Source organism: Emticicia aquatica (genome assembly GCF_923079645.1).
Taxonomy (GTDB): domain Bacteria; phylum Bacteroidota; class Bacteroidia; order Cytophagales; family Spirosomataceae; genus Emticicia; species Emticicia aquatica.
Genome location: NZ_CAKLPY010000002.1, coordinates 1,068,060 through 1,079,889 on the forward strand (window position 1 = coordinate 1,068,060; position 11,830 = coordinate 1,079,889).

At 31.3% G+C, this 11,830-nt stretch carries 10 protein-coding genes; all 10 read left to right on the forward strand.

The annotated features are described in order from the left end of the window. Positions 1–319: 319 nt before the first annotated feature. The 10 genes from MJQ71_RS14180 (at position 320) to MJQ71_RS14225 (ending at position 11,789) form a co-directional block, all read left to right on the forward strand. Complete coding sequence (locus MJQ71_RS14180) at positions 320–2,635, forward strand: SLBB domain-containing protein (RefSeq protein WP_238807286.1); 2,316 nt, start codon at positions 320–322, stop codon at positions 2,633–2,635. Between the two features lie 93 nt (positions 2,636–2,728). Further along, positions 2,729–3,790, forward strand: a complete 1,062-nt coding sequence (gmd, locus tag MJQ71_RS14185) for a GDP-mannose 4,6-dehydratase (protein ID WP_238807287.1) — start codon at positions 2,729–2,731, stop codon at positions 3,788–3,790. A 60-nt stretch (positions 3,791–3,850) separates the two neighbouring features. After that, positions 3,851–4,945, forward strand: coding sequence for a GumC domain-containing protein (locus tag MJQ71_RS14190; protein WP_238807288.1), 1,095 nt, complete (start codon positions 3,851–3,853; stop codon positions 4,943–4,945). Positions 4,946–4,997: 52 nt separating this feature from the next. Beyond that, the gene (locus MJQ71_RS14195; protein ID WP_238807289.1) at positions 4,998–5,936 is read left to right on the forward strand and encodes a glycosyltransferase; all 939 of its coding nucleotides are present in this window, start codon (positions 4,998–5,000) and stop codon (positions 5,934–5,936) included. A gap of 41 nt (positions 5,937–5,977) precedes the next feature. Beyond that, positions 5,978–6,661, forward strand: a complete 684-nt coding sequence (locus MJQ71_RS14200) for an acylneuraminate cytidylyltransferase family protein (protein WP_238807290.1) — start codon at positions 5,978–5,980, stop codon at positions 6,659–6,661. After that, positions 6,658–7,590 carry a phosphoglycerate dehydrogenase gene (locus MJQ71_RS14205; RefSeq protein WP_238807291.1) on the forward strand — a complete coding sequence of 311 codons (933 nt, stop codon included), beginning with the start codon at positions 6,658–6,660 and terminating at the stop codon, positions 7,588–7,590. The genes MJQ71_RS14200 and MJQ71_RS14205 overlap by 4 nt, the downstream gene beginning before the upstream one ends. Beyond that, positions 7,587–8,321, forward strand: a complete 735-nt coding sequence (locus tag MJQ71_RS14210) for an SDR family NAD(P)-dependent oxidoreductase (RefSeq protein WP_238807292.1) — start codon at positions 7,587–7,589, stop codon at positions 8,319–8,321. The genes MJQ71_RS14205 and MJQ71_RS14210 overlap by 4 nt, the downstream gene beginning before the upstream one ends. A gap of 120 nt (positions 8,322–8,441) precedes the next feature. Continuing rightward, positions 8,442–9,206: an FkbM family methyltransferase gene (locus MJQ71_RS14215; protein WP_238807293.1), complete on the forward strand. Its 765-nt coding sequence runs from the start codon at positions 8,442–8,444 to the stop codon at positions 9,204–9,206. Between the two features lie 544 nt (positions 9,207–9,750). Continuing rightward, positions 9,751–11,028: an O-antigen ligase family protein gene (locus MJQ71_RS14220; protein WP_238807294.1), complete on the forward strand. Its 1,278-nt coding sequence runs from the start codon at positions 9,751–9,753 to the stop codon at positions 11,026–11,028. Further along, entirely contained in the window at positions 11,025–11,789 is a 765-nt protein-coding gene (locus MJQ71_RS14225) for a hypothetical protein (RefSeq protein ID WP_238807295.1), read from the forward strand. Before MJQ71_RS14220 ends, MJQ71_RS14225 begins: the two co-directional genes overlap by 4 nt. The last annotated feature ends 41 nt before the right edge of the window (positions 11,790–11,830 follow it).

Sequence of the window (11,830 nt, forward strand, 5' to 3'; positions counted from 1 at the left end):
GTAAAACTATAACTAAGATTCTTTTATTATTTTTATAATTGAGAAAAGATGGGATTACACATTCTTTCTCAAGAAAATTGTTAATTAATAAAGTTTGAAAGATTTTTCAAATTTAAAAGCCACTGATTACTATTAAAGACTTATCAATTATTGGGTTTCATTTTATTAAGTGAAACCAATTGTACATTTCTTCTGATGTAGTTAATCAATCATAAATAATTCGGACATTATCTTTGTTCACTAAACAATTGTTTATACAATACGGCAAATTATCTGGTTTTAAAATATTATATAATTATTGAGCATTAAAAAAAAACTTATGCGTTCTTCAAAAATTATTTCTAAACTTATAATTGTATTATTTTGCAGCGTTTTTCAAATAGCTTACGCTCAAGTTCCTGCCAATGTTAATAACTTAACAGATAAACAACTTGAACAGTTTTTAAAGCAAGCTGAATCAAAAGGAATGTCTGAAGCTCAAGTTGAAGCTGCTGCTCTAGCCAATGGTTATACGGCTCAAGATATTGCAACTATCAGAGAGCGAATTAATCGCTTGAAAACGAATACAAATGAAATTAAACCTGGTAATTCAAAAGTTGATAATGCTACGCGTGAACAAGTTGGAGAAGTGGCGGAAAGAGCTCCAGTAGCTGTTTCAGACAAACAAGAGGTTGGTAAAAAGTCTGAAATTTTTGGTAGCCAACTTTTTAACAATAAAGACCTCACATTTGAACCTAACCTTAGGCTTCCTACCCCTAGAAACTATATATTAGGCCCAGATGATGAACTCAAAATTGATATTACTGGCTATGCTTATCAACATTACGATGTTAAAATTACGCCAGAAGGCACAGTGAAGTTTGAAAATTTATCTCCTATTTATATCAATGGTAATACTGTTGAACAAGCAAAAAGTAAAATAATTGAACGACTAAAAACTATTTTTGCTGGGTTAAAAAATGGCACTTTAAATGTTGATGTAACACTCGGTAATGTTAGAAGTATCAAAGTTACTATCGTAGGAGCAGTAAAAAACCCTGGCACTTACACAGTATCTTCACTTGCCACAGCATTCAACGCTCTTTATTTATCTGGAGGACCAAGTGTTAATGGTTCTTTTAGAAATATCCAAATTCTACGTGATAATGTTGTCATAAAGAAAATTGACCTTTATGATTTTCTTTTAAAAGGTGTTTTAACAGATAATCTCAATTTGAACGACCAAGATGTAATTTTAATTCCTCTTTTCGAGAAAAAAATTGAAATTGATGGAGAAGTTAGAAGAAAAGGTGTTTTTGAACTTAAAGAAACCGATACATTTGAAAATCTACTTTCTTACGCAGGTGGATTTACAGAACAAGCCTATACTGCTACGATAAATGTTAAAAGAAATACCTCCAAAGAAAGACAGATTTTAACTTTTGACCCTCAAACTTCTTTAAAATTCCAGACTCAAAATGGAGACCACTTCTTTGTTGGAACAATATTAGACCGATTTGAAAATAAAGTTCAGATTCATGGAGCGGTTTTCCGTCCAGGAGAATTTGCCCTTAGTGATAAAATAAAAACAGTTAAGCAATTAATTCAAAATGCTGAAGGTCTTCGTGAAGATGCCTATTTAGATAGAGCTATTTTAATGAGAGAGCAAGAAAACCTTGACCCTATTTATATCCCTCTTGATTTAGGAAAAATTATGCGTGGTGAGACACCTGATATACAATTAAAGCGTGAAGACCAATTAATTATAAAATCAATAGTAGAACTTAGGCAAGAAAAAAAGGTTGAAATTATTGGAGCTGTTAATAATCCTGGGGTATTTCAATTTGCTGATAACATGACTATTCGAGACTTAATCTTGATGTCTGGTGGGTTTACTGATGGTGCAACTGGTAAAAGAATAGAAGTTGCCCGTCGTTTATATAATGACGAATCCAATGATAAATCTGTTGAAATCATTAAAGTTGATATCAGTAAAAACTTAAGCCCGACCGACAAAGGAGTAAAGCTACAGCCTTTTGATAAAGTTTTTATCAGAAATCTACCTAACTACGAAGCTCAACAATCTGTTCAAATTGTTGGAGAAGTTAATTATCCAGGTACTTATACCATTGAAAACAAAGTCGAGAGAATTGTTGACCTTATCGCTCGTTCTGGAGGCCTCCGAGAAGAAGCTGATATCAATGCCGCAAGGTTTTATCGAAACAATACTTTGGTATCCGTTAATTTTTCAAAAATCTTAAAAGGTGAAGATCTTGCAACTGACCTTTTACTAGAAAATGGAGACCGCATTGAAATACCTAAAGAAAGACAAATCATTACAATTAATGGACAAGTTTTAAACCCTACATCAGTTGCTTATCAACCAAAACTCACTTTTAAAGATTATATTGCTGAAGCCGGCGGTTTTACTGAAGATGCATTCGTAAGAAAGCTTTATGTACAGTATCCAAACGGTAGTACAGACAGAACCCGTAGTTTTTTAGGTGTTAAGTCTTTTCCAAAAGTACAAAAAGGGATGACCATTAATGTACCACTACGAACTCGAGTTCGAATGACATCAGCCGAACGTATTGCAATGGGTACAGGCTTTGTATCATTATCAGCAGTATTATTAACCCTTGTTCGATTATTATAAAATCATTGTTTTAATAACGCTAATAACTTAGAATTTACAAACCACTTAATTTTCAATAGTGACATAATTATTAATTAAAATTTGCATTAGTAGATGAAAAAAGCACTCATAACAGGAATAACAGGACAAGATGGAGCATATCTAGCGGAGTTTTTATTAGATAAAGGATATGAAGTACACGGAATAAAACGTCGTGCATCGTTATTTAATACTGCAAGAATAGATCATCTTTATGAGGATTTACATAAAAGAAATGTCAAATTTGTTCTTCATTATGGGGATTTGAGTGACTCTACTAATATTATTAGAATTGTGCAAGAAGTACAACCCGACGAAATTTACAACTTGGGAGCCATGTCTCATGTAAAAGTAAGTTTTGATGAGCCAGAATATACTGCACAAGTCGATGGTATTGGCACTTTAAGAATTCTTGAGGCTGTTAGAATATTAGGTTTAACTGAAAAAACAAGAATTTACCAAGCTTCTACTTCCGAATTATACGGATTAGTTCAGGAAGTTCCACAAAAAGAAACAACACCTTTCTATCCTCGTTCTCCTTATGCCGTTGCTAAACTATACGGATATTGGATTACCGTAAATTATCGTGAAGCATATAATATGTATGCCTGTAACGGAATTCTATTTAATCATGAATCTCCTCTTAGAGGCGAAACATTTGTGACACGTAAAATTACGCGTGCAGTTGCTCAAATTGCCTTAAAACAACAAGATTGTTTATATCTAGGCAACCTTGATGCACAAAGAGACTGGGGACATGCAAAAGACTATGTGGAAGCCATGTGGCTTATCCTGCAACAAGAAAAACCTGAGGATTTTGTTATTGCAACTGGCATAACCACACCTATCAGAGAATTTGTCAAAATGGCATTTGCAGAAGTGGGCATAAGTCTTCGTTTTGAAGGTACGGGGGTTGATGAGGTAGGATTCATTGAGTCATGTAGTAATGCTGACTATCAAATTCCTATTGGGCAAAAAGTATTAGCCGTTGACCCGAATTATTTTAGACCGACCGAAGTAGAACTCTTGATTGGAGACCCTACCAAAGCAAACGAAAAACTAGGATGGAAACCCAAATATGACTTGAAAAGTTTATGTAAAGAAATGGTCGAATCTGATTTGAAAATATTCAAATAATTTATCAGTCACCAATCTACTTTTAAATTTACAAATAATTTCAGTTTTAGTAAAAGTATAATGGAAAATAGCGAAGAGAAAGAATTAAGTATCAATTTTGTTGCTTTGTGGAAACTCATCAAACAAAGTAAATGGAAGCTAATTGCACCTGCATTTGTATTTGCTACCATAACGGCAATTATCGTATTTCAAAAACCCAACGAATACACTTCAGTTGCCAGCTTAATGCCAGAGTTAGAATCTAACTCATCGGGTGGCTCTTTAAGTAAATTCGCTGGTTTAGCAAGTTTGGCTGGTATAGATTTATCTAACATATCAACCAGTGATGCTGTTCGCCCAGACTTATATCCTAGCGTAATTAATAATTCCTCTTTCTATTTGTATTTACTAGAGCAGCAAGTAAAAACTTCTGACGGTAAATTATTGAAATTTAGAGATTTTTATAATCAAGCCTATGATATTGAGAGTGATAGCCTAGCAAAAAATAAACTTGATATTATTAAAACATTTAGGGAATGGCTTGGTGTAGCTATAAAACCAGTAACCGCACCCAAAAAGAATAATGAACAAATTATCTTTTTGTCAGAATCTGATGGAGAAATCATAGAGGAATTACTAGATAAAATTTCAGCTTCTATGGATAAAAAAACAGGAATCATAAGTATTTCTGTAAAACTGCCTGACCCGTTAACGGCTGCTCATGTTGCACAACTCAGTATTAATTATCTTACTGTTTTTGTGACCAACTATCGTACCGAAAAGGCTCGCCAAGACCGAGATTTTATCGCTCAACGATTATCTGAAGCAAAGGGGAAATTTTATAATGTTCAATCAAAAAAAGCTAGTTACTCTGACCAATTTCAGGCTTCCACCATCCGTTTTCAATCGGCTGATGTTGCTCGTGAAAGAATTGAATCAGATTACAGAGTGTCTTCATCATTTTATACTGAACTTTTGCAACAATACGAAACAGCAAAAATGAAAGTACAAGAACAAACACCCGTTTTCAAAACATTGCAGCAGCCAATTGTACCTTATGAAAAAAGTGGCCCTAGAAGACTTATCTTGCTAATTTTTGCAGCAATTGTAGGCTTTAGCTTCGGATTAGGACTACTTTTACTGAAAAACAATAATTACAAATCAATTATTGCTTAAATATAAACTAAACTGTGTATCTATTATCAATTACAAATAGCTTTGATAAAAATTGACTTGCAGCATTATCATAAGAGCTTTCAATGAAGAAAAACATTTGAAGCGGTTACTTGACGGAATTCAGAAACAATCCCTTTCTACTGAAGTAGAGATAATTTTAGTTGATTCTGGTTCAACCGATAGAACTGTAAGTATTGCTAATGCCTACCATGTAAATATTGTACATATCAAGCCAGAGGACTTTTCATTTGGTAGAGCTTTAAATATGGGTTGTAGTGTTGCGAAAGGAGAGTTTTTAATATTTGCTAGTGCTCATGTTTATCCCGTATATACAGATTGGATAAGTAGGTTATTGCAACCATTTAAAGACCCAAAAGTAGCGTTAGTTTACGGTCGCCAAACTGGTAATGGAGAAAGTAAATACTCAGAAATACAACTTTTTAAGAAGTGGTTTCCTGTAAATTCAAACTATAACCAAGAACATCCATTTTGTAACAATGCAAATGCAGCCATTCGCAAAAGTTTATGGACAGAACAACCTTACGATGAAAATCTTACAGGACTTGAGGATTTAGATTGGGCAAATAAAATATTAAAACTTGGATATAAACTTGCTTACGAAGCAAAAGCGACAATTGTACATATTCATGAAGAAACACCAAAAAAAATACTAAATAGATATTATAGAGAAGCCATTGCCATCAAAAATATTTTTCCAAATCAGAAATTTTCGTTTTTTGATTTTGTTTGGCTCTCTTGTTCACACATTATTATTGATTATATTTTTTCAATAAAAGACAAGGTTTTTTTAAAAAACCTTATTCAAATTCCAACTTTTAGAATATTACAATTTTGGGGTACATACAAAGGCTACCGAGTTAAAAACGGTATTTCTTTTACACTCAAAAAGCGGTTTTATTACCCCAAGAATTTTTTATACAAATTCACAGACCAAGAAGAAGAACAACAATTAATAGAATATCATCAATAATTCATTTCAAAATAACTATTTAAAGTAAATATTGAATAGCAATGAACAAAAAAATTACGGCAATTGTACCAATGAGACACTCAAGTGAACGTGTACCAGGCAAAAACTACCGAGACTTTGCTGGCAAGCCGCTCTATCACCGAGTTGTTGATACCTTACTTGATTGCCCTTCAGTCAGCCAAGTCGTAATTGATACTGATAGCCCCACTATAAAAGAACAAGTTGACAAACTTTATCCTTCGGTTATTTTACTTGAAAGGCCAGCACACTTGAGAGATGGTGCAACGCCAATGAATGACGTATTATTAAATACTTGTAATACGATTGATTCTGATTTCTATTTACAAACACATAGTACGAATCCGCTCCTTTCTGTTAACTCAATAGAAAATGGCATTAAAATGTTTTTGCAACAATACCCTGTTTATGATTCTCTTTTTGGTGTAACAAGACTACAAGTCAGACTGTGGGACCAACTTGCTCGTGCCGTTAATCATAATCCTGCTATTTTATTAAGAACACAAGATTTGCCACCTATTTATGCCGAAAATTCTTGTATTTACCTTTTTTCAAAAAGTATCCTTGAGCGAAAACACAATCGTGTAGGTGATAGACCTTTTATGTTGGAAATTCCTGAAATTGAGGCTCAAGATATCGATGTTGAAATAAATTTTAAAGTGGCTGAGGTTTTATTTAAAGAAGTTTATCCTGAAAAAGTACTATGAAGATATTAATTACTTGTCCACCAATGCTTAAACGCATTGATGAATTTAGACATATATTTGAAGCGAAAGGAGTAGAAATTCATATCCCAAACATGGTTCAAACACTTTCTGAAGAAGAACTAATAACTCTACTTCCTGAATTTGATGGTTGGATAATCGGTGATGACCCTGCAACAGAACGAGTTTTTGAGGCTGGGAAAAAAGGTCTATTGAAAGCAGCAGTAAAATGGGGTGTAGGTGTGGATAATGTCGATTTTAAAGCTTGTGAAAAGCTTGGTATTCCAATCATTAATACCCCTCAAATGTTTGGTGCTGAAGTTGCCAATATTGCGGTTGGGTATGTAATAGGACTTGCACGTGAACTTTTCTTGATTGACCAAGAAGTAAAAAAAGGGAACTGGATTAAACCTTCTGGAATGTCTTTGAAAGATAAAAAAGTGGGGGTTATTGGTTTTGGTGATATTGGAAAACATACTGCTAAATACCTTAAAGGTCTAGAAATGGATGTGATTGTGTATGACCCATTTGCAAAAAAGACCGAAGAGGAAGAAAAATTATTTAGTTTTTTAGATTTTCCTGAAAACATTGAAGAACTTGATTTTTTGGTTGCCACCTGTGCATTAACGCCATCTACCAAAAATATGGTTAATATGTCAATTTTTGAACGTATGAAAATAGGTGTCAGAATTGTCAATGTATCAAGAGGTGGTATAATCAATGAAAAAGATTTGGTTGATGCCATGAATAAAGGAATTGTATATTCGGCAGCATTAGATGTTTTTGAAACGGAGCCATTACCTCAAGGAAACGCATTAAGACAATTTGAACGATGCGTTTTTGGTACTCATAATGGTTCCAATACAATTGAAGGGGTTCGAAGAGCGAGCCACCAAGCAATTGAACATCTGTTTAACTTTCTAAAGTTATGAGTGCCAAAGTAGCCGTTATTACTGGCGTATTAGGCGGTATTGGCAATGAATTAGCAAAAAAGTTTAGAGAAGAAGGTTATTTTGTTTATGGCCTAGATGTCAGAAATAGTGCTACCCACGAAGCAAACGAGTTAATAGTATTTGACCTTAACCAATTTTCTAAAGGCGAACATTACTTTCAAGAATGGTCAAAACTCTTTACTGAAAAATTACACCGTGTTGATGTTTTAATCAACAACGCAGCAGTTCAATTGCTTGGTGGAATTCAGAATATCAAACTTGGTGATTGGGAAGAAACATTAAGAGTAAATGTTACGGGGCCATTACTATTATCACAATTATTGCTGAATCAATTAGAAAAATCGCAGGGTTGCATCATCAATATCGGAAGTATTCATCATCAGTTGACGAAGCCCAATTTTATCAGTTATGCAACTTCTAAAAGTGCATTAATTGGCTTGACAAAGGCTTTAGCTGTTGATTTGCAAGGGAGAATAAGAGTTAATGCCATAAGTCCAGCTGCTATTGAGACTGCAATGCTGAGAGCAGGTTTTGACAATGATGAAAACGCACTAGATGAACTAAGAAAAATTCATCCTGTTCAACGGATTGGATATCCGAGCGATGTAGCTAAAATGGCACTATTTCTAGCCTCCGATAAGTCAGGATTCATCCATGGAGCAAACTTGACCTTAGATGGAGGTATTAGCTCGGTTTTAAAGGATTTGTAAATGTATGCGATTATATTTTCAAACTATGAAAACTTTTAATCAATAACAATACTAAATTTTCTAACTCAAAACAATAAAACTACATAATTAACCAAGCTTCAAAACTTAAACTGATAAATTTTGCCTAAAAAAATTATTTTAAAAACAATATTTTTAATTAAAAAAATGAAAAATAGAATAGGGTACTTAATTAAGCGTTTTTTTTCAAAATTCAAATTAATTTTTTGGAAGGGGGAATATTACACAACTGATATGGCATTGAAAAGGTTTGGCAAACGTGGAACCCAGATAAATACTATTATCGATATTGGTGCCTCAAATGGTATGTGGTCTAAAATGTGCATGTTATTTTACCCTAACGCCAAATATTTTTTAGTTGAAGCTCAAGATATCCATGAACAACATCTTAAAAATTTTAAGAGCAAAAATAATAACATAGAATATGTAATTTCTGCAGCTGGTGATAAACAAGGAAATATCTATTTTAATAATGATAGAGAGTTTGGTGGGCAAGCCTCTGAAAACCCATACGAAAAAGGGACAAGTGTGCCAATGAACACTATTGATTATTGGGTTCGTGAGTACAATTTAAAACCACCATTTTTGATAAAACTAGATACTCATGGATTTGAAGTACCGATTCTTGAAGGAGCTACAGAAACTATGACACAAACTAACCTTTTAATTATTGAAACATATAACTTTAATATTTCTGATAAAGCGTTAACTTTTTATGAAATGTGTAGTTATATGCAGAAAAAAGGGTTTAGAGTTATTGAAATTGTAGATCTTTTACTCCGACCAAAGGACAAAGCATTATGGCAAATGGATACATTCTTTATTCCTGATACTGATAAAATATTTAAAAATAACAGTTATGAATGAAAAGTGTAATTAATATTTAAGAATATTAAGCTATCCCATATATTCATACTAATATGGTTTGTGAGTAATTAGATTTTTATATCTTTAAATATGGTAAAGTCTATACAGCAAACATATTTAACGAATGATATTCGACAAAAAATTTAAATAATGGTAGAATAGAAAGAAAAACTTTACAATAAATAAGGCTAATCCTCATTTTTAAATAATTATTTATTAACATTTCTAAAATAATTTTGATAACTATCTTAGAAAGATATTATGATTTAGGTAAAGATTAAAACTGTTATGTGATTATGTTTTACTTTTGATAAAAAATATCAAAGGCATTGAAAAGCAGAGGAAAATATGCCTCGAACATTTATTCTCGAATGGTATTTATATTTACTCAACTCACAGTTAAAATTTTGAATTAGCAAACTCTCAACCTAATAATATACTTTTCTAAAAATAAGTAACTTGATATTAGTTGATTTTATCTGTGTATTAAAATTGTTGGGTTTTATATTAATCATACTTGAATATTTTATCTCATGTAATTCATATGTCTATATCATCCCTTAAAGTACCATTATTTACAATAGGTTTTTTTTCAATATTACTTTCTTTGCAATACAATACAGATATACAAATATTTCGAGTATTTCCAATAGTATATTTTATTTTATTAACATTGTTTAATTTTGGTAAGTTACCGACAACTAAAGAATATTTTTTCTTTTATATTCTTATTATTATTTTAGTATTTGGAAAATTAAGGTCGAATAATGATGAATATAATCTAAGTTTTAAACTACATGATTCCCTTTTATTTATTCTTTTTATCTTCAATCTTTTACAAACATTAAAATTCATAATAAATAACGAAAAAAAGGAATTTACATCAAAATTAATTCTTGGCATTTTATCTCCATTTTTCTTTTTGACTTTATTAAGCATCATTCTAAAATTACTAAATCTTTCTCCTAAAGGATTCATTGAGCAAAGTGTTGGTCGGGTTGTCTTACTTTCATACTTTGGCTTTGATATGGATAGGACATCTTTTCCTCTTACTGGTGGAATTAATAGTTTTGCTTCTCTACTTGGAGCTTTGTTTACAGTAAGTTTTCTTGCTTTTTTGTTAGTTCATAGCAAAAAAGGACTATTCTTAATTTACAGCATATTCTTTTTTTTTATGATACTAATCCATGATTCAAGAGGGGCAATTCTGTTTTCTACAATTAGTATCTTCGTTTCAATATTTTTAAAGATTATAAATAAAATAAAATTTTCAATATTAATTCCTTTTTTTTCAATATTACTTCCATTTATATTTGTATACATACTTAACTCTGAATTTATATCTAATAAAGCCGATTTTCTTCAAAGAAATGCCCAAGAAATTAATACTGGAAATGGCAGATTGTTGGTTTGGGGATATGCAGTTACCTCAATTATAGAATTTGATTGGAATCAACTCTTATTTGGTTTTGGAGAATTTGGACATTATGGATCTGGAGCCTCATCAAGTTGGGCTCCTTTATTTTCTTCATATGAACGACCAGAACTAACGCACCCACATAATACAATTTTGATGACAGTATTTGATTATGGTATTATTGGATTGATCACATTGCTAATATTAGTTTATCGAATCATTAGGATAAATATGAAAGCTTATCGTGTTTACCAAACAATAAATCTAATATCTATCGGATTTTTTATATATTTTTTTTTAATAGGAACCACAGAATCTTTCTTCGGTTTCTATTACTTAAATTGTATTTACCCTTTTGTTTACATTTGTGCATGTACATTAATAATAAATGATAAATTAAGATGAAGAATAAGCTTATACACTACTTAGTCTATTCTATAAACTATTGTCTTGATATATTTTATAATTGTATAAATATAAATAAAAAAAAAATTTTTATTTATACTGATTCTAGAGGTTATGATGTTTTAAGTTGTTTTGGTAAGCTACCAATATACTCTTATGTATCAATGATTAGAAAAAAATATTTTGTCAGATATAAAATATGTGAACATAAATACACCACAATAGTAGATTTTATAGATTATATTTCTAAAAAAGACATAACCAAATATGATATTATAATTTTACATTGTGGCGTTGTAGATTTTTCGCCACGACCCATTAGCAATTTAAAAAACTTCATTGAAAGTAAAAAAAAACAATATTATTTTAGGAAAGTCTTTGATTATAATAAAGATTATTATAAAAATACTTTTGAAATTGAGTATCAAAATGAACCAACAATTAATATATATTCACCAGATTATTTAAAAGAACATGTAATTCCATCTATTAAGTTGCAAAACTTAATTTGGATAAATTCAAATAATTTTTTGGATAATTGGGATGGGAACTATTTAAAAGGAAGACCAAAAAATATTCAAACTGTTGTATGTCAATTTGAAAAAGTCATGGATAGACATCTTTATAATATAGTTGATTTAAAAAGATGGAGTGAGTCAGAAATTAAATCATTCACTATAGATAATATTCATTTTACAAAATCGGGATTTAAAAAAATATTTCACCTAATTGAAGAACAAATTGCAAGAATTGAAAAGTAAAATAGTCAATCTATATACAAAAACATTAAATTCACCAACCA